17 protein-coding genes and 4 tRNA genes are annotated in these 18,243 nt (G+C 73.1%); 5 read left to right on the forward strand and 16 right to left on the reverse strand.

Annotated features, from left to right (window positions below; genetic code table 11):
* Positions 1 to 84: 84 nt before the first annotated feature.
* Positions 85 to 366 carry a preprotein translocase subunit SecE gene (gene secE / locus DEI82_RS11265; RefSeq protein WP_111009440.1) on the reverse strand — a complete coding sequence of 94 codons (282 nt, stop codon included), beginning with the start codon at positions 364 to 366 and terminating at the stop codon, positions 85 to 87.
* A gap of 84 nt (positions 367 to 450) precedes the next feature.
* Positions 451 to 523 (reverse strand) — tRNA-Trp (locus tag DEI82_RS11270).
* Positions 524 to 733: 210 nt separating this feature from the next.
* Here DEI82_RS11270 and DEI82_RS11275 point away from each other — a divergent pair.
* The gene (locus DEI82_RS11275; RefSeq protein WP_111036807.1) at positions 734 to 1,948 is read left to right on the forward strand and encodes a pyridoxal phosphate-dependent aminotransferase; all 1,215 of its coding nucleotides are present in this window, start codon (positions 734 to 736) and stop codon (positions 1,946 to 1,948) included.
* Between the two features lie 82 nt (positions 1,949 to 2,030).
* Here DEI82_RS11275 and DEI82_RS11280 read toward each other — a convergent pair whose 3' ends face one another.
* The 3 genes from DEI82_RS11280 to DEI82_RS11290 are packed head-to-tail and all read right to left on the reverse strand — an operon-like array spanning position 2,031 to position 4,020.
* Positions 2,031 to 3,137 (reverse strand): UDP-N-acetylmuramate dehydrogenase, encoded by a 1,107-nt coding sequence (locus tag DEI82_RS11280; protein WP_258372044.1) that lies wholly within the window; start codon positions 3,135 to 3,137, stop codon positions 2,031 to 2,033.
* 8 nt (positions 3,138 to 3,145) lie between these two features.
* A complete protein-coding gene (locus tag DEI82_RS11285) occupies positions 3,146 to 3,574 on the reverse strand; it encodes a MaoC/PaaZ C-terminal domain-containing protein (RefSeq protein ID WP_111036808.1) in 429 nt (142 codons plus the stop codon).
* Positions 3,571 to 4,020, reverse strand: a complete 450-nt coding sequence (locus DEI82_RS11290) for a MaoC family dehydratase N-terminal domain-containing protein (protein WP_111036809.1) — start codon at positions 4,018 to 4,020, stop codon at positions 3,571 to 3,573. Before DEI82_RS11290 ends, DEI82_RS11285 begins: the two co-directional genes overlap by 4 nt.
* Positions 4,021 to 4,184: 164 nt before the next feature.
* Between DEI82_RS11290 and DEI82_RS11295 the strand changes: the two genes are divergently transcribed.
* The gene (locus tag DEI82_RS11295; RefSeq protein WP_146242899.1) at positions 4,185 to 4,988 is read left to right on the forward strand and encodes a helix-turn-helix transcriptional regulator; all 804 of its coding nucleotides are present in this window, start codon (positions 4,185 to 4,187) and stop codon (positions 4,986 to 4,988) included.
* A gap of 40 nt (positions 4,989 to 5,028) precedes the next feature.
* Here the strand turns inward: DEI82_RS11295 and DEI82_RS11300 are convergent, their stop codons facing one another.
* From DEI82_RS11300 to DEI82_RS11325, 6 genes are all read right to left on the reverse strand, one after another.
* Positions 5,029 to 5,970 (reverse strand): AraC family transcriptional regulator, encoded by a 942-nt coding sequence (locus DEI82_RS11300; protein ID WP_111013539.1) that lies wholly within the window; start codon positions 5,968 to 5,970, stop codon positions 5,029 to 5,031.
* A 104-nt stretch (positions 5,971 to 6,074) separates the two neighbouring features.
* Positions 6,075 to 6,148: transfer RNA gene (locus tag DEI82_RS11305), tRNA-Met, on the reverse strand.
* Between the two features lie 35 nt (positions 6,149 to 6,183).
* Positions 6,184 to 6,255, reverse strand: a tRNA-Thr gene (locus DEI82_RS11310).
* A 98-nt stretch (positions 6,256 to 6,353) separates the two neighbouring features.
* On the reverse strand, positions 6,354 to 7,118 hold the full coding sequence (locus tag DEI82_RS11315) for a M23 family metallopeptidase (protein WP_181434849.1): 765 nt from the start codon (positions 7,116 to 7,118) through the stop codon (positions 6,354 to 6,356).
* A gap of 455 nt (positions 7,119 to 7,573) precedes the next feature.
* Positions 7,574 to 8,395 carry an inositol monophosphatase family protein gene (locus DEI82_RS11320; RefSeq protein WP_111036811.1) on the reverse strand — a complete coding sequence of 274 codons (822 nt, stop codon included), beginning with the start codon at positions 8,393 to 8,395 and terminating at the stop codon, positions 7,574 to 7,576.
* A 94-nt stretch (positions 8,396 to 8,489) separates the two neighbouring features.
* Positions 8,490 to 8,571, reverse strand: a tRNA-Tyr gene (locus DEI82_RS11325).
* A 124-nt stretch (positions 8,572 to 8,695) separates the two neighbouring features.
* Here DEI82_RS11325 and DEI82_RS11330 point away from each other — a divergent pair.
* Positions 8,696 to 9,184 carry a YajQ family cyclic di-GMP-binding protein gene (locus DEI82_RS11330; RefSeq protein WP_111013542.1) on the forward strand — a complete coding sequence of 163 codons (489 nt, stop codon included), beginning with the start codon at positions 8,696 to 8,698 and terminating at the stop codon, positions 9,182 to 9,184.
* A 36-nt stretch (positions 9,185 to 9,220) separates the two neighbouring features.
* Complete coding sequence (gene cls, locus DEI82_RS11335; RefSeq protein WP_111036812.1) at positions 9,221 to 10,681, forward strand: cardiolipin synthase; 1,461 nt, start codon at positions 9,221 to 9,223, stop codon at positions 10,679 to 10,681.
* Here cls and DEI82_RS11340 read toward each other — a convergent pair.
* The 4 genes from DEI82_RS11340 to DEI82_RS11355 all read right to left on the reverse strand — a co-directional run bounded on the left by DEI82_RS11340 (position 10,662) and on the right by DEI82_RS11355 (position 15,134).
* Entirely contained in the window at positions 10,662 to 11,729 is a 1,068-nt protein-coding gene (locus DEI82_RS11340) for a DUF418 domain-containing protein (protein ID WP_111036813.1), read from the reverse strand. The genes cls and DEI82_RS11340 overlap by 20 nt on opposite strands.
* Before the next feature lie 7 nt (positions 11,730 to 11,736).
* On the reverse strand, positions 11,737 to 13,107 hold the full coding sequence (locus DEI82_RS11345; RefSeq protein ID WP_111036814.1) for an FAD-dependent oxidoreductase: 1,371 nt from the start codon (positions 13,105 to 13,107) through the stop codon (positions 11,737 to 11,739).
* Positions 13,108 to 13,150: 43 nt separating this feature from the next.
* Positions 13,151 to 14,227 (reverse strand): polyprenyl synthetase family protein, encoded by a 1,077-nt coding sequence (locus tag DEI82_RS11350; RefSeq protein WP_111036815.1) that lies wholly within the window; start codon positions 14,225 to 14,227, stop codon positions 13,151 to 13,153.
* Positions 14,228 to 14,315: 88 nt separating this feature from the next.
* Positions 14,316 to 15,134, reverse strand: coding sequence for a demethylmenaquinone methyltransferase (locus tag DEI82_RS11355; protein WP_111009427.1), 819 nt, complete (start codon positions 15,132 to 15,134; stop codon positions 14,316 to 14,318).
* A gap of 88 nt (positions 15,135 to 15,222) precedes the next feature.
* On the opposite strand from DEI82_RS11355, the gene DEI82_RS11360 reads away from it, so the two are divergent.
* On the forward strand, positions 15,223 to 16,509 hold the full coding sequence (locus DEI82_RS11360) for an isochorismate synthase MenF (protein WP_375334628.1): 1,287 nt from the start codon (positions 15,223 to 15,225) through the stop codon (positions 16,507 to 16,509).
* Positions 16,510 to 16,539: 30 nt separating this feature from the next.
* On the opposite strand, the gene menD is transcribed toward DEI82_RS11360, so the two are convergent.
* Complete coding sequence (gene menD / locus DEI82_RS11365; RefSeq protein ID WP_258372046.1) at positions 16,540 to 18,237, reverse strand: 2-succinyl-5-enolpyruvyl-6-hydroxy-3-cyclohexene-1-carboxylic-acid synthase; 1,698 nt, start codon at positions 18,235 to 18,237, stop codon at positions 16,540 to 16,542.
* Positions 18,238 to 18,243 lie beyond the last annotated feature (6 nt).

Raw genomic sequence — 18,243 nt, forward strand, 5'->3', positions numbered from 1 at the left:
TTCGTTCGGTCCGGTCCGGCGGTGCGGCGCGGCCCCGGGGAGCCGACGCGGATCAGGACTCCGGTCCGGAGCCCGTGGTGGTCGTCAGGAGGTCGCGCCGTTCCCGAAGACGTAGCCGACGCCCCACCCGAACACGAAGTCGAGCACGGACACGAGCACCATCATCACGACGACGAAGACGAGCACGACACCGGTGTAGCTGAACAGCTCCCGACGCGTCGGCGTGACGACCTTGCGGAGTTCAGCGATCACCTGGCGGATGAACAGCGCGACGGCGGCGACGGGACCGCGACGCTTCTCGCGGTCACGCTTCGCCTTGGTGACGACGTCGTCGGTCGTCGTCGTCTCCAGGTCTCTTCTCGCCACTTCACACCCTTCGGAGGCCAGATCGCAGACGGTGCGCCTGCTGACCCGTCGTCCGGTCCGCACCGGATCGTGCGGACCGAGCTGCAGGGCGGACAGGACTCGAACCTGCAACCTGCGGTTTTGGAGACCGCTGCTCTACCAATTGAGCCACCGCCCTTCGGAAGGGCTCGCCCTTCCGTCGGTGAGGGAATCCATCCGCTCGACCGTGTCACCCTACCGGGTGCCCGACCGAGGGGCGATCACACGGCGAAGAGGCGCGCGAGAGCGTGGCGGATTCCGACCACCGCGCATCAGTCTACGGGAGCGGCGGAGGCGGTGTCCACTCGGGTGCCTCCAGCCGGGCGGGGCGCCCCGGTAGGCTGACCGCGTGAGCACCGAAGCCCCCCGTTCCGCGCCCCGCATCGCCTCCCGTGTCGCCGCCATCGCCGAGTCGGCGACGCTCAAGGTCGACGCCAAGGCGAAGGCGCTCAAGGCCGAGGGGCGCCCGATCGTGTCGTTCGCGGCGGGCGAGCCCGACTTCGCGACGCCGCAGCACGTGGTCGACGCCGCCGTCGACGCCGCCCGCGACCCCCGCAACCACCACTACACACCGGCCGCCGGGCTGCCCGAGCTGCGGGAGGCGATCGTGGCGAAGACCCGGACCGTGTCCGGCGCGGACGTCACCGCCGGACAGGTGATCGTCACGAACGGTGGCAAGCAGGCGGTCTACCAGGCGTTCGCGACCCTCGTCGACGTCGGCGACGAGGTCCTCCTGCCCGCCCCCTACTGGACCACCTACCCCGAGGCGATCCGTCTCGCGGGCGGCGTGCCGGTCGAGGTCTTCGCCGGGAGCGACCAGGACTACCTCGTCACGGTCGAGCAGCTCGAGGCCGCCCGCACCGACCGCACGAAGGTGCTCCTGTTCTGCTCGCCGTCCAACCCCACGGGCGCCGTGTACTCCCCCGAGCAGACCCGCGCGATCGGCGAGTGGGCGCTCGAGCACGGCATCTGGGTGATCAGCGACGAGATCTACCAGGACCTCGTCTACGACGGCACGGTCGCGACGGGGATCCTCGCCGCCGTGCCCGCGCTCGCGGACCAGACGGTGCTCGTCAACGGCGTCGCGAAGACCTACGCGATGACCGGCTGGCGCGTCGGGTGGATGATCGGCCCGGCGGACGTCGTCCGCGCCGCCGGCAACCTGCAGTCGCACCTCTCATCGAACGTCTCGAACGTCTCGCAGCGTGCGGCGATCGCGGCGCTCACCGGGCCGCAGGAGCCGGTCATCGCCATGCGCGAGGCCTTCGCCCGTCGGCGCCGACTCATCGTCGACGGTCTCAACGCCATCCCCGGGTTCACCACGCCCACGCCGCAGGGCGCCTTCTACGCCTACCCGGACGTCACGGCGCTGCTGGGCCGCACCTGGCGGGGCGTGACGCCGACCACGTCCCTCGAGCTCGCGGACATGATCCTGGACGAGGCCGAGGTCGCTGTCGTGCCCGGGGAGGCGTTCGGACCGAGCGGGTACCTGCGCCTGTCCTACGCACTCGGCGACGACGACATCCGCGAGGGCGTCGCACGTCTGACGCGCCTGTTCTCCTGATCCACCGCGGCCCGCGCCCCGACGAACGGGTCGCCGGCCGGGAGGCCCGACACGTGCCCGGAACGTGCGTCCCGGCGAGCGGTCAGTCCGGCACCGAGTCGAGCAGGTCACCGACGACGACGGGTTCCGGCACGAGGGCGACGCCGAACCGGGTCATGACCATCGTCTGGACGTAGCGCGCGAGCTCGGCGACCTCGCTCGCGCTGGCGCCACCACGGTTCGTCAGCGCGAGCGTGTGCTTCGACGACACGGCGGCCCGCGACCCGGGCAGGGCGAACCCGCGGTGCACGCCGGCGTGCTCGACGAGCCAGGCCGCGCTGAGCTTCACCCGCTCGTCGGCGACCGTCGGGGGCGCCGCCGGAGCAGACCCGAGCGGGACGACCGCCGGAGCGGCGTCCGGTGCGACCGGCCAGCGCGGTGCGTCGAGCGGCAGGGTCGCGGCGAACGTGGGCGACACGATCGGGTTCGTGAAGAACGACCCCGCGCTCGCGGTGTCCGCGTCCGTCGGGTCGAGCACCATGCCCTTCGCGGCGCGGAGGCCGAGGACCGCCGACCGGACCGCGGTCGGGGCGACGGCCGCGCCGAGCTCCACGGCGAGCGCGGTCGCGAGCTGCGGGTACCGCACGGGGACGCCACGGTCGTCGGCGAGACCGAGGCGGAACTCGACGGTGAGCACGACCCCCCGGCGTCCGCGCTTGAACACGCTCGTGCGGTATCCCAGGCCCAGTTCGTCGACGGGGAGCCAGGCCCGCTCTCCGGTGTCGGCGTCGAGGAACTCCACCGCGGCGAGGACGTCGCCGACCTCGACTCCGTACGCGCCGACGTTCTGCACGGGACTGGCACCCGTCGTCCCGGGGATCCCGGAGAGCGCCTCGAGTCCGGTCCAGCCGCGTTCGACGGTCCGGGCGACCAGGTCGTCCCAGGGTTCGCCCGCCGCGACGCGGAGCCGGACGGCGTCCGAACCGTCCGGGACGACCTCGACCCCGCGGGTCCGGACCAGCAGGACCGTTCCGGGGAACCCGGCGTCGGCGGCGAGCAGGTTGCTCCCGCCGCCCACCACGAGCCAGTCGTCGCCGTCGGCCCAGGTCCGTCGGGCCGCCTCGACCAGCTCGTCCGTCGTCGCACACACGACGAGCCGGGTCGGACGGCCGCCGACGCGCAGGGTCGTGAGCTCCGCGAGTGCGGTCACCGACTCGGTCAGCGGAACACCACCCACACCTGGGCCTTGCCGAGCACGGTGACGCCCGCCGCGGTGACCGTGAGGTCGATGCGCTCCGGGCGGCCGTCGTCGTCGAGCAGCCCGATCGTCGCGACGACCGCGACGTCGGCGCCGCCCTCGGCGTCGACGACCACGGGACGGGTGAAGCGCACCCCGTACTCGCGGACCCACCCGCGGTCACCGAGCCACTCGGCGACCGGCTGCACGGCGAGCCCCATCGTGAGCATGCCGTGCGCGAGCACACCGGGGAGCCCGACCGCCGCCGCGACGTCGTCGCGGTAGTGGATCGGGTTGAAGTCGCCGGAGGCCCCCGCGTACCGCACGAGGGCATCGCGCGTCAGGTGCACCGTCCGCTCGGCCACGACGGCACCGACCTCGCTCGCGCCGGTGGTGTCGACCGCGCTCATGCGACGTCCCCCCGCACGACCAGGGTCGACGTGGCGGTCACGACGTGGGCTCCCGAAGCGTCGACGACGGCGGACTCCGCCGTGACCATCGCGTTGCCGCCGAGGGTCTTGACCCCCGTCACCGTCAGGGTGGCCGTGAGTTCGTCGCCGGCGACGATGGGTCGCTCGTAGCGGAAGCGCTGCTCGCCGTGCACGACCCGCGCGAAGTCGAGCCCCGCGTCCGGCTCGGCGAGGAGCTGCGCGAGCGTGGCCTCCTGCACGACGACCGCGAACGTGGCCGGCGCGACGACGTCGGGGTACCCGGCGGCGCGGGCGGCCGCGGCGTCGAGGTGGACGGGGGCGGTCGCGAATACGGCGCGAGAGAACTCACGGACCTTCTCGCGACCCACGAGGTACGGCGCTGCCGGCGGGAACGTCCTGCCGACGAGCTCGGGGTTCACTGACACCCGGGCAGTCTACCGAGGACCGCGTGCGCGGCACCCTGCCCGGCTCGGAGCCAGTGAACGAAGACGGTTGTCCCGTGCGCGCACGGCTTCTCCGCGTGCGCGCTCCCCGGCGGTCCCGACGTCCGTCCCGCTCCTAGGATTCCGGGGCAGGAAAGCGAGGGCGAGTGACGCAAGTGTCGGGGCAGCCCCGGTCGACGGAAGAGGACGGTGTCCCCACCGGTCGGCAGGCGAGCACGGACCACGTGGGGTCCGATCACGTGCGCGTGCTCCGTCTCCGCCACGTGGTCAGCCCCGAGGACCACGGGAGCGATCACCACCTCCTGCTCCTCCCGCCCGGCGATCACGATCTCCCCGCGACGCTCGACGTGCTCGAGGCGGTCTCGATCCAACTCGCCGTCCTGCACCGCGTGGCACGGACGACCACGGGCAACGAACGACTCCGGCTCCCCCGTCAGCCCGCGCGCCCCGTCGGCACCGCCCTGGCTCGCTACTGGGCCAGTGCCGCAGCACACGCCCGTGCCGCGGCAGCGCTGCCCGGCGTGGAGGCCGGCAGCATCGTCCGGACGACGGCCGAGGAGTCCCTGGCGGCGGCCACCATCGCGGCCTTCGAGCTCGCGCCGGTCGACGCCGGGCTGACCGAGGCCCCCTTGGCTGTCCGGCGCGCGGTGGCGTTCATGGAGGAGCACGCCGGCGCACCGATCACGATCACGGACGTCGCCGCGGCCGCGCACATGAGCGTCCGCGGACTCCAGAGCGCCTTCCGCCGCGCGCTCGGGTCGACCCCGCTCGAGTACCTGCGGTCCTACCGCCTCCGGAGCGCGCACGCCGACCTCGTGGCCGCGGATCCGTCCCGCGGCGACTCGGTGGCGGCGATCGCGACGCGGTGGGGCCTCATGCACGCCGGGCGGTTCTCGCAGCGCTACCGCGAGCGCTTCGGCGAGTCGCCGATGACGACGTTGCACCGCTGAACCAGCACGTTCGGGACCGTGGTGCCCGCACCACGCCTCGTCAGTGCCGCAGGGTCTCGCCCGGCGACCGGCCGTACTCCTCGCGGTAGGCACGACTGAACCGGCCGGCGTTGCCGAACCCCCAGTGCCCCGCGATCTCGGTGACGGTCGCGCCGGTCCCCGGATCCGCTGCCTCCAGTTCCTCGTGAGCGGCGGCGAGCCGAGCCCGCCGGAGATGGTCGAGCGGCGTCGTGTCGAGGTGCCGACGGAACGCGAGCTGCAGTCCGCGCACCGACATCCGGGCCTCCGCGGCGATGTCGGCCACGCTCATCGGACGGCCGGGGTCGTCCTCGATGAACCGGACGGCGCGCCGCACGGACGACGGGAGCGAACCCGTCCCGCGGACCGTGCCCGACACGACCTCGATCGGGAACGTGTGGAGCGCGGCACCGATGAGCGCGCGGAACGCCTGCTGCCGGACCAGGTCGAAGCCGCCCGACAACTCGTCCTCGCCATCGTCCATGACTCCGCTCGCAGCGAAGTCGACCACGCTGGACCAGAGCGCCGCCGCCGCGGCCGACACGGGCGCCGTGCCGTGGAACCGGACGACCGCCGTCTCGGCGCCGAGGTGCTCCGCGGCGAGCCGCTCGACCGCGGCCGTGGTGACGTTCACGACGAGGAGTCGCGAGTCCTCCGCGTGGCTGCGGACGGCGCCGTGCCACAGGGACGGGCCGGCGGTGGGTCCGGTGTCGACGTTGTCGTAGCGGCCCTCGAGCGTGTGGACGATGCTGAAGCCGTCCGTCAGATCGCTGGCGAGGTCCATGATCGATCCGAAGCGGATCCGGGCGAAGGTGACGTCCTGGTCTCCGTCGACGTGTTGGGTGAACCGGAAGCCACCTCCGGCGGGCACGTCCTGCACCCGCACCGTCGGGTAGACCGTGCGGAGCGCCGCCAAGGCCTCGTCCGGATCGCTCGTGTCGAAACGCGCGTGGATGAGGGCCATGATCCATCCTGCCTGTCGGTCGCACCGCGACTGCAGGGGATGGAGCGGCCGCGGCCAGGACCGGCCGGACCGACGCCAGCGGCGTCGACCGAGCCGGAGAACGGTAGCGAGGGCGGGACTTGAACCCGCGACACCACGATTATGAGCCGTGTGCTCTAACCAACTGAGCTACCCCGCCGCGGACACCGCGGCGCCGGGAGCGCTGCGGGTCGGAGCCCCGAGTCAGGATTGAACTGACGACCCCTTCCTTACCATGGAAGTGCTCTACCACTGAGCTATCGGGGCGTGGCCGCGGACGGGAACCCGGCGCGCGGCACCGTACGAGGATAGCAGAGCCGGCGCGCCGTGCGTGCACCGGTCACGCCCCCCGGGCGTGCCGAGCGTCAGTCCGCGTTGGCCCGGAGCCAGGCGATCGGGTCCACCGCGACGCCGTCGACGTGGACCTCGAGGTGCAGGTGCGGACCGGTGGAGTTACCCGTGCTCCCGACCAGGCCGAGTTCGTCCCCGACCGCGACGTGCTGCCCCTCGACCACCTCGAACGAGTCGTCCTCCATGTGACCGTAGACGCTCACGAACCGCTTGCCGTCGACGTCGTGCTCGACCCACACGTCGTTGCCGTACCCGCCGTCGTCCGCCTGCACCTTGGTCACGGTGCCCGCGGCGATCACCCGGATCGGCGTGCCCGCGCCCGGCGCGAAGTCCGCGCCCTCGTGGAACGTGGAACAGAACGAGCAGCCCTCGACGTTGCGGGCGCCGAATCCGCTCGTGATCGGCACGCCGGTCATGAACGGCCACTGGATGGTCCCGTTCGGGTCGTTCGTGAACGTGTCGCTCGTGTTCGCGGACGCGGCCGCGGGTTGGGAGACCGTGTAGCCGTCCCGACCGGTCTCGGCATCCGAGGCGCCGTCGCCGACGGTCAGGGACTGCGCGGTCGTGCCGGCGGCCGCGTGTCCCGGGAGGGGCATCGGGGACCAGGACGCCTGCGCCGGCAGGGAGGTCGACACGACGAGTCCTGCCACGAAGAGCAGCGCCACCGCACCGGTGACCCGCTCGGCCGCGCGCCGCAGCGCGCCGTCCGTGGCGACCCCGGCCCCGCGGCCCCGCCCGGCACGCCGGGGAGCCGCCACGGCCGCGCGACGCTGCGCCACGACCGGGACCGAGCCCGTCCTGCTCCCCCGCACCCGGGCCGACGTGGCCGCGGCGAGCGGGACACCCGCACCGCGGACGGGCGGGACGACGAGCGGCCGGTGGGCCGGCGTGACCGCCGGACCGTCGGCGGCCTCCGTGTGCGGAGCGGAAGCCGCTGGACGCGACGCGGATCGGACGCGAGCCGACCTGCGTCCACCGCTCCGGGCCTCCCGGCGTTCTGCGTCGATGCGCTGACGCCGGGTGGTCGGAGCGACCGGAGCGTCGGGACCGGTGACGGACGGGGCGGTTGCACTGGCGTCGAAGGGCATGGCGGCGTGGACGAGATCCTCAGGACGGGGCGGAACGCGCTCGCGGGGCGAGCAGTGACGGAACTGGAACGGTACCAGCGGCCGCAGAGGGCCCGCCAGTCACGCACCCCCGACCTGGGGACGGCCGCCGGAGTCCGAGGCCGCCGTCAGGCCGCGCCCTCGAGGCCCCGCACGAGGTCCACGAGCGCTCGGGCGATGACCGGCGCGGCGACGACGTAGCCCCGGGCGTCATCCGATTCCCAGCTCTCGACCGTCGCGCCGGCCTCCGCCGCGACGAGGGCGCCGGCGGCCATGTCCCACGGGTTGATCCCCCGCTCGTAGTAGGCGTCGACGGTCCCCGTGGCCACCGCGCAGAGGTCGAGTGACGCCGCTCCCCCACGTCGGATGTCCCGGATCTCGGTGATGAGTCCCGCGAGCACCCGGACCTGGTCGCGGCGGCGCTCGGCGGTGTACCCGAACCCGGTCGCGACGAGGGACTCGGCGAGCGACGCCGGTGCGCCGACGTGCAGCGGCCGCCCGTTCAGCCACGCTCCGCGACCGCGTTCGGCCCGGTGGACGTCGCCCGTGGCCGGCGCCACGACGACCCCGGCGAGCGCCGACCACCGCGCGGGGTGCGGCTCGCCCTCGACCACCGCGATGCTGACGCCGTACGACGGGCTGCCGTACAGGTAGTTGACGGTTCCGTCGATCGGATCGACCACCCAGGTCAGCCCACTCGACCCCACGCTCGTGCCGGTCTCCTCGCCGAGGAACCCGTCGTCCGGTCGCACCTCGGCGATCCGCCGTCGGATCATCGCCTCGACCTCACGGTCGGCCGCGGTCACGACGTCGACGAGGCTCGACTTGCGGTCGGTGACCTCGACCCCCTCGGTCCGCCGTCGATGCGCGAGGGCTGCGGCGTCGCGCCCGATCGACTCGGCGATGTCGGCGAGTTCCGGGACGCTGACGGTGGCGCTGGCTCCGGGCACGGGGGCCTCCTCGGGACGGACGGGGCCCGGGACGGACGGACCCGTCGGGACGACGAAGGGTCCGTCCGATGCGGACGGACCCTCGTCGCGTGGGTGGCGAGTGAGGGATTCGAACCCCCGAAGGCTACGCCGGCTGATTTACAGTCAGATCCCTTTGGCCGCTTGGGTAACTCGCCATGTGCGCACCCGACCCGTGTGATCACCGACCGGAGGCGCCGTACGAGCATACCGTGTCGGCGGTGCCGCTCGGGACCATCCGGGGCCCCGCCGCGTGGTGCCGCATTCGTTAGGCTGTCGGGCATGGCAGACAGCTCCTTCGACGTGGTCAGCAAGGTCGACAAGATGGAGGCGGAGAACGCCCTCAACCAGGCCGCCAAGGAGATCGAGCAGCGCTACGACTTCAAGGGCGTGGGCGCGTCGATCGCGTGGAGCGGCGAGGACGTCCTCATCAAGGCCAACTCCGAGGAGCGCGCCAAGGCCGTGCTCGACGTCTTCGAGTCGAAGCTCATCAAGCGCGGCATCAGCCTGAAGAGCCTCGACGCCGGCGAGCCGTACGCGTCGGGCAAGGAGTTCCGCATCGAGGCCGCGCTCAAGAACGGCATCGAGCAGGACGTCGCCAAGAAGGTCGGCGCGCTCATCCGCGGTGAGGCCCCGAAGAGCGTCAAGAGCCAGATCCAGGGCGACGAGATCCGGGTCTCGTCGAAGAGCCGGGACGACCTCCAGGCCACGATGGCCCTGCTGCGGGGGGCCGACTTCGACGTGCCGCTCCAGTTCGTCAACTTCCGCTAGCCGGCATCCCCCGACCGCCGAGACCGGAGGCCCGCTGTGGAGCACTGGCTCGACGTCGCCGTCATCGTCCTGCTCGTCCTGCTCGACCTCGCGATCCGCGCGTTCTCGATCATCTACGTGCCGATCAACCGCAAGCCACAGACGGCGACGGGGTGGCTGCTCGCGATCTTCCTGATCCCGTACCTCGGGTTCATCGTCTTCCTGCTCATCGGCTCGACGAAGCTGCCGAAGGCACGCCGCGAGAAGCAGGCCGAGATCAACCAGTACATCCTCGACCAGACCGAGGGCATGGACCGGGTGCGGCGGGAACCGAGCTGGCCGTCCTGGCTGCACGGCGTCAGTGAGCTGAACCGCAACCTCGGGTCGATGCCGCTCGTCGGCGGCAACTCCGCGGAGCTCTACCCGGACTACGAGGAGTCGATCGCCGAGATGACCCGTGCGGTCGACACCGCGCGGCGCTTCGTGCACGTCGAGTTCTACATCGCGACGCTCGACGAGACGACCGCCCCGTTCTTCGACGCCCTCGGGCGAGCGGTGCAGCGCGGTGTGACGGTCCGGTTCCTGCTCGACCACATCGCGAGCCGCGGCTACCCGGGGTACCGGGCGACGCTCGCGCGCCTCGACGAGATCGGGGCGCAATGGCATCTCATGCTCCCCGTGCAGCCCCTGCGCGGGAAGTACCAGCGTCCGGACCTCCGGAACCACCGCAAGCTCCTCGTCGTCGACGGCGGGCTCGGGTTCACGGGCTCGCAGAACCTCATCGACTCGAGCTACGACACGGGGATCAACCGCCGACGGGGTCTGCATTGGAAGGACCTCATGGTCCGGTTCGAGGGTCCGGTGGTCGCGGGGATCAACGCGCTGTTCGTGACCGACTGGTACTCGGAGACGGACGAGCTCCTCGTGCGCGAGAGCGACCCGGTCCACCGCGCCGACCGGCAGGACGCCCTCGACTGCCAGGTGGTCCCCTCGGGCCCCGGGTACGACGGCGAGAACAACCTCCGCCTCTTCAACGCGCTGCTCTACGCGGCGCAGGAGCGCGTCGTGATCACGAGCCCGTACTTCGTGCCGGACGAGTCGATGCTCTACGCGATCACGACGACGGCGCAACGCGGCGTTGCGGTCGAGCTCTTCGTCGGCGAGATCGGTGACCACGCCCTGACCTGGCACGCCCAGCGCTCCTACTACGAGGGGCTGCTGCGCGCCGGCGTCCGGATCTACCTGTACAACAAGCCGACGATCCTGCACGCCAAGCACTTCACGATCGACGACGCCGTCTCGGTCATCGGATCGAGCAACATGGACATGCGGTCGTTCAGCCTCAACCTCGAGATATCTGTCATGGTCCGAGGACACCGCTTCGTCGACGCGCTCCGCGAGGTCCAGGACGCCTACCGCCGTGACGCGTTCGAGATCACGCTCGACGAGTGGCTCGAGCGGCCCACCCGTTCGCAGGTGCTCGACAACGTCGCGCGGCTCACCGCGGCCCTGCAGTAGCCGCGGCGAGGAGCATCTCGAGCGGACCGCGCCGGAACCGGTGCCGCCAGAGCACGGCGACGAGCACGGCGCCGAGCAGGAACGAGGCCGCCACGGCGGGACCCTCGGTCGGCCCGAGGGTGTGCGCGAGCACGGCGATCGCGACGATGTGCAGCGCGTAGACGGACAACGGCATGCTGCCGACCGCCACCGCGGGCCACACGATCCGCGCCAGCCGGGCTCGGCGTTCGGTCAGGAGCAGACAGGCGCCGAGGACCGCGACGGCCACCCCGGTCGAGCCGAGGACGTCGACGACCGACGACGAGTGGGCCCGCGGCGACAGCCACTCCTGCACGACCGCTGACGGTCCCGTCGCGCCGTCGGCCGAGGGCACCCCGGTGACGACGGCCACCGCGGGGTCGACCGGCGCGACGACCGCACCGACCGTGTACGCGGCGACGGCGAGCGCCGTCCCCATGACGACGAGCAGCATCTGCGTCCGGCGAGCGGGGAGGTCGCTCCGCCCCACCGCGAGTCCGACGAGCAGGAACCCGAGGAACGTGAGGACCGGGTACGTCCGGCCGAACTGCGCCGTCGCGGCGTCCGCGTGGGCGAACAGCGCGGCGGTCGCGAGCGCGACCGGGACCGACAGCGCGACCGCCCCCGCGGCGAACGACAGCAGGACCGACCGGGGACACCGCAGGACCGGGACGACCAGCAGGAACAGCGCCCCGTACGTCGGCAGGATCACGGCCACGGACGTGCCGAGTGCCACGAGCAGCACCCCGAGCGCGACCAGGAGGACCGCCCGGACCACCAGCCGGATCCGGGCGGCGGCCATCGCGGGCGGAGCGAACGGGCGCGTCCGACCCGTGACGAGCGCGACCGACACCCCCGCGAGCAGCGCGAAGAGTGCGGAGGAGCGCCCGTTCACGACGGCGGACCAGGTGGACGGGTCCGACCACGCCACGGTCTGGGGCACCGCCCCGACGTGCGCCACGACCATGCCGGCGAGCGCGAGTGCCCGCGCGAGGTCGACCCCCACGAGGCGGCCGCCGGACGGCGCCACGGGTCGGTCAGACCCGCTGTGTGGCGCCCCGGCGGAGCGAGACGTCCACCATGTCCTCGCGCGGGACCACCTTGACGCGCGCACGCCCCGCCGGCTCGCCGAGCGCGATCTCGTGCGCGTCGAGGGCGTGCCAGCCGTCGAGGTCCGTGTACTCGACGCCGCGCTCGCGGAGCAGGGCCGGGACGGCCTCCTCCGACGGGTCCTCCGGACTCCACCAGCTCGCCTGGTCGGTGACGAGGTGCTGGACGGTCTCCATCGCGTCGGACTTCGTGTGCCCGATCAGTCCGACCGGTCCGCGCTTGATCCACCCCGTCGCGTAGACACCCGGCATCTGCTGGTTGTCGTCGTCGAGCACCTGACCCTCGTGGTTCGGGATGACGCCGTGGCGCTCGTCGAACGGGACACCGGGCACCGGCGACCCGAAGTAGCCCACCGCGCGGTACACGGCCTGCACCGGGACCTCGCGGAACTCGCCGGTGCCCTCGACGCCGCCCTGACCGTCGGGCCGGGTGCGCTCGTACCGCAAGGCGGTCACCTTGCCGTCGGCACCGACGATCTCGACCGGCCGCGCGTGGAAGTGCAGGTGCAGCCGGCGTGACGCCGTGCCGGGCTCGCGCTTGCGCCACTGCTGCAGGACGCGGTCGATCACCATGACCTGCTTGTTCGTCGCCACGGCGGCCTTGGACGCCTCGTCGTAGTCGAAGTCCTCGTCGTACACGACCATGTCGACGTCCGGCACCTCGCCGAGCTCGCGGAGCTCGAGCGGCGTGAACTTGACCTGCGCGGGGCCGCGGCGCCCGAAGACGTGCACGTCGGTGACGGGCGACGCCTTGAGGCCCTCGTACACGTTGTCCGGGATCTCCGTCGGGAGCAGGTCGTCCGCGTGCTTGGCGAGGATCCGCGCGACGTCGAGCGCCACGTTGCCGTTGCCGATGACCGCGACGCTCTCGGCCTCCAGCGGCCAGGTGCGCGGGACGTCGGGGTGGCCGTCGAACCAGCTCACGAAGTCCGCGGCGCCGAACGAGCCCTCGAGGTCGACGCCCGGCACGTCGAGCTCGGCGTCCTTGATCGCCCCGGTGGAGAACACGACCGCGTTGTAGTGCCGCTTGAGGTCGTCGAGGGTGATGTCCTGGCCGAACCGGACGTTGCCGAACACGCGGACGGCACCGCCGTCGAGGACGTCGCGGAGTGCGTTGATGATGCCCTTGATCCGGGGATGGTCCGGTGCGACGCCGTACCGGACGAGGCCGTACGGCGCGGGGAGCTGCTCGAACAGGTCGATCGAGACGTCGAACCCGCGTGCCTCGCGCTTGAGGATGTCGGCGGCGTAGATGCCGGCGGGGCCTGCACCGACGATCGCGAGTCGGAGAGTGGTCACCGTGTGCTCCAGTTCTTGTTCGGCGTGCGACGAGCGTCGCGGGTCAGCGGGTGCGGTCGACGACCGACTCCGCGAAGCGGGTGAGGGCGCGCTTGACCGGCCCGGACGGCAGCGGTGCGATGGCCGCGACGGCCTCGTCCGCCCAGCGGTGCGCGACGGCGCGGGTGGCCGCGGTGGCCTCGTGCTCGCGGAGGTCCGTGACCGCCGACAGGTACGGCGCGCTCGTCACCGCGTCGTCCGCGGCACCGGTGACGTCGCGTTCGATGCGCCGGACGAGGTCCGCCGCCGCGGCGTCCGTCGCCGCGGCGCGCCGCAGGTGCAGGAGCGGCAGCGTGACGACACCGGCGCGGAGGTCGTTGCCCGTGATCTTGCCCGTGCGGTCACCGGCGGGGGCGAGGTCGATGACGTCGTCGACGAGCTGGAAGGCGACCCCGACCTTCTCGCCGAACTCCGCGACGGCCGGCAGGTACGTCCGGTCGGCTCCGGAGAACATGATCCCGGCGCGGGCAGCGGTGGCGATGAGGGACCCCGTCTTGTCGCTCAGCACCTGGATGTAGTGCGCGACCGGGTCGTCGTCCGGGCCGGGGCCGGTCGTCTCGTGGAGCTGCCCGAGGCACAGGCGGGCGAAGGTCTCGGCCTGCATGCGGATGCCCTCGACGCCGAGCTCGGCCGTGATGAGGCTCGCGCGGGCGAAGAGCAGGTCACCCGTCAGGATCGCGACGTTGTTGCCGTAGGTCACGTGGGCGCTCGGCACACCCCGTCGGACCGGCGCCTCGTCCATGACGTCGTCGTGGTACAGCGAGGCGAGGTGGGTCATCTCGACGCTCACGGCGGCACGGACCACGGCGTCGGTCACGCCCTCGCCGAGCTGCGCGATGAGCAGGGTCAGGGTGGGGCGGATGCGCTTGCCGCCAGCCGACAGCAGGTAGCGGCTCGTCGTGTCGGCGAGGGTGTCGGCCGACCGCATGGCCTCGTCGAGCTGTTGTTCGACGAGTTCGAGCCCGTCGTCGATCCGGCCGACGAACCGGCGCTCCGCGGGGGTCGCGAACATCCGCTCACCGACGCCGAGCGAGGCACGCAGGCTGGGCGCGCGTCGGGCGACGGGGACACTCGGGTTCACTGCTGCTCCGTACTGGGGACTGGGTCCGACGCGGACCGTTCGTCGTGGACCGGATCGGTGGGCTCGGCCGCGGGGCTGGCCCCGGCGGTCACGCTCCCGGTCGTTCCGCCGCGGGCGCGTCCGGCTCCGTCCCGACGCGGGGCTGCTCCCCCGTCGGCTGGTGGGCACGCCGTGCCTTCGCCCGGCGTGCGGCGGACTCGCGCACGGCACCCGCGACCGGCTTGCGACCGCGGTGGAGTGCCACGATACCGGCGGTGAGGTTCCGGTACGCCACCATCGTGAACCCCACACCGCGCAGCCACTGGCTCAGCACCTGCTGGTCGGGCCACGCGGAGATCGACTCGGCGAGGTACCGGTACGCCGCCGGGTTGCTGCTCGACAGCCGCGCGATGCCCGGCAGGACCCGCTTGAGGTAGGCCGTGTACGACAGGCGCAGGACGGCGAGCGGCGGGGTCGAGAACTCGCAGATGACGACGCGGCCCCCGGGCTTGAGCACCCGGTACATCTCGGCGAGCGCCACGGACGGCTCGTTGACGTTGCGGAGCCCGAAGGAGATGCTGACGGCGTCGAACGAATCGTCCTCGAAGGGGAGTTGCTCGGCGTCACCGTGGACGAAGGTGATCTCGGGGTGACGCTGTCGGCCGACCTCGATCATGCCCGCGGACAGGTCGAGCGCCGTGACCTCGGCGCCGCGCTTGGCGAACGCGACCGAGCTCGTCCCGGTGCCGGCGGCGAGGTCGAGCACACGTTCGCCGGGCCGGGGGTCCACCGCGCGGGTCGTCGCCACGCGCCAGAGCGCCGCGTTGCCCGCCGAGAGGATGTCGTTCGTCAGGTCGTACCGTGCCGCGACGTCGTCGAACATCGCCGCCACCTCGTCCGGCCGCTTCTCCATGTCCGCCCTGCTCACGAGGAGCCATCCTAGTTGGTCGACGCCGGACGGCAGCCGTACGACGGCGGGCCCGCGGAGGCCGGACGCGTACCATCGTGGGGTGCCCCTGACCGCCGTCGAGACCCCCCGTCTGACCGTCGCGACCCGCATGCTGGACGACCCGGGGGACGTGCTGGCCGCGACGCTCCCCGACCGTCCCCTCGCCTTCGTCCGGCGCGGTGACGGCATCGTCGGCATCGGCGAGGCCGTGCGGTTCGTGTTCACCGGCCCGGCCCGGATGCGCGACGCCTCCGCCACCTGGCGCCGCCTCGTGGAGCGCGCCACCGTCGAGGACGGCCTCCGGGTCCGCGGGACCGGACTCGTCGCGTTCGGGGCCTTCGCCTTCGCCGACGACTCCGCCGCCCCGAGCGTGCTCGTCGTGCCGCGGATCGTCATCGGTCGCCGTCACGGGCGGGCGTGGATGACGACGATCGACCCCGAGCCCCTCGACGGTGACGCGTTCCCCGCGGTCGTGGCGGACGTCGTCCCGACCACCGCGACCGCGTCGATCACCCTGCCCACCCCGGCGCCCGCCCACCTCTCGGCCGCGTTCGGTCCCGGTCGCATCGACGAGGACGCCTACGCGGCCGCGGTCGCCGAGGCCGTCCGGGTGATCCGCGCCGGCGGGGTCGAGAAGGTGGTGCTCGCCCGTGACCGCGTGGCGCGCCTCCCGGCCGACGCCGACCGCCGGGGCGTCCTCGTCGACCTCGCCGCGGCGTACCCGGACTGCGTGACGTTCGCGGTCGACGGCCTCGTCGGCGCGACGCCGGAGACACTCGCCCGTACCGACGGGCGGACGCTCACCGCGCGGGTGCTCGCGGGTAGTGCCGCGCGCGGTGCGGACGCCGAGTCGGACCGCCTCGCCGCGGAGTCCCTGGCCGCCGACCCGAAGGACCTCGAGGAACACGCCTTCGCGCGGGCGAGCCTCGTCGAGGCGCTCGGCACGGTCGCCACGGACGTGCGGGCCGATCCCGCACCGTTCCGCCTGCAGCTCCCGAACCTCTGGCACCTCGCCAGCGACGTGTCGGCCACGCTGCCCGAGGGCACGACCGCCCTCGACGTCGCCGACGTCCTCCACCCCACCGCGGCGGTGGCCGGGACGCCGCGAGCGGCTGCGCTCGACCTCATCGCCCGACTGGAGGGCACGGACCGCGGCCGGTACGCCGGACCCGTGGGATGGATGGGTGCCTCCGGCGACGGCGAGTGGATGCTCGCGCTGCGGAGCGCGCAGATCGACGACGACGGCACCGTGACCGCGTGGGCCGGTGCCGGGATCGTCGCCGGGTCCGTACCGGACCGCGAGGTCGCGGAGACGGCGTTGAAGCTCCGGCCCGTCACCGACGCGCTCGCCTGAGCCGGACCTCCCGGCCACCCCAGGAGGCGGTCAGACCTGGAGCGGCACCTCGATGACGAGTCGGTCGGCCGGATCCGTGAGGACCTGCTCGAGCTCGGCCCAGGTGGCGGCGCGACGGTACTCCCACCCGAGGCCACGGACGACGGGCTCGATCTCGACCACCTGCGGTGTCGCCATCATCCGGCGCATGTCCGCCGGGTCGGTCGTCGCGGCGACCTCGAGCCCGCCGAAGATCGCACCCCCGCCGTCGTTGCCGACCACGATCTGGAGGCGCTGGCGCCGCTCCTCCACGCCCGTCACCAGCCCGCCGAGGTCGTGCAGGAACGTCAGGTCGCCGACGAGGACGCGGGTCGTGCCCCCCGTCGCGCCCGAGGCCTCGACTCCGGCGGCGATGCCGAGCGCGGTCGAGATCGTGCCGTCGATGCCCGCCAGCCCGCGGTTCGCGTGCACCCGCACCTTCTTGCCCGGGACGCGGCCGTCCGCCACCCGGATGAGCAGCGACGCACCGAACACGAGGCGGTCGTGCGGCCAGGTGGCACCCCAGACCGCGTCGACGAGCATCGCCCGGTCCACGGGACGCCGCCGCACCGCGAGCTCGTCGCGGAAGAACTGCGCCCGTTCCGCGCGGTCGGCGGACCGCTTGGCGTCGAGATCGGGGGCGGTGTCCCCGTCGCCGAGGAGGGCACGGCTCGCACCCACCCAGGTGCCCACCCATGCGCGGTGCTCCGGCCCCGGGCGCCCGTCGACGCGGATGCCCGGGACGACGACGGCCGGGTGCGGAGGACGGGCGGCGCTGCCGGGGTCGTACGCCTCGGCCGCTGCGCCCCGCACCACGACGACCTCGACGTCCGCGCGCTGGAGGAGCGCCGGGACCTCACGACTGAGCGTCGGGTGCCCGAGCACCACCGCGCGGCGGACGCGACCGCCGAAGGCGGGGTCACGGAGCAGCTGACGGTAGGCCACGACGAGGTTGCGACCGAAGTGGGCGCCGCTCGAGACCTCGGCCAGGAGGGAGGCGCCGAGCTCCCACGCGATGCGCTCGGCGTCCGCGCCGGCGTCGTGGCCCGCGACCACCACCGTGGCGGGGTCGGCGTCGACGACCAGGTCGTGGTCGCGCTCGGGTGCGGGTCCGGTGCGACGGGTGGCGAAGTCGGCGTCGACCTCGTGCGGCTCGGGGGCCGTCACGGCCCCGACCGCGGCCGAGAGCGGCTCGCGGAAGGCGAGGTTCACCTGCACCGGCCCGGGAGGCCCGTCGTGACCGGCCGCCGCCGCGACGGCCTGGCGGACGAGTGCCCGGAGCGTGGCCCGGGTGGAGTCGTCCACTCCGTGGGTGGTCGGCGCCTCGACGTCCCGGACGAACCGCGTGGCGGCGCCGAAGACCCCCGGCTGGTGCGTGGTCTGGTTGCTGCCGATGCCACGGAGCTCGTCGGGTCGGTCGGCGCTCACCACGATCATCGGGACGCCCGAGTGGTGGGCCTCGAGCACGGCCGGGTGGAGGTTCGCCACGGCCGTCCCGGACGTCGTGACGACCGCGGCCGGCCGTTGCGTCTCGACCGCGAGTCCGAGCGCGAAGAACGCGGCGGTCCGCTCGTCGAGCCGGACGTGGACCCGGAGGGCACCGGCGCGCTCGACGGCGGCCGCGGCCAGGGCGAGGGCCTGCGACCGCGACCCCGGGCTCACGACGACGTCCGTGACGCCGGCGCGGGCCAGCTCGAGCAGGAACGCCACCGCGAA

The sequence above is a fragment of the Curtobacterium sp. MCBD17_019 genome (genome assembly GCF_003234555.1).
In the GTDB taxonomy this organism is placed as follows: domain Bacteria; phylum Actinomycetota; class Actinomycetes; order Actinomycetales; family Microbacteriaceae; genus Curtobacterium.

Coding starts and splice junctions, on each gene's coding strand:
- DEI82_RS11300 (WP_111013539.1), bottom strand. CDS start 5,970: ATGGCCCTCATCCACGCGCGTTTCGACACGAGCGATCCGGACGAGGCC.
- DEI82_RS11330 (WP_111013542.1), top strand. CDS start 8,696: ATGGCAGACAGCTCCTTCGACGTGGTCAGCAAGGTCGACAAGATGGAG.
- DEI82_RS11285 (WP_111036808.1), bottom strand. CDS start 3,574: ATGAGCGCGGTCGACACCACCGGCGCGAGCGAGGTCGGTGCCGTCGTG.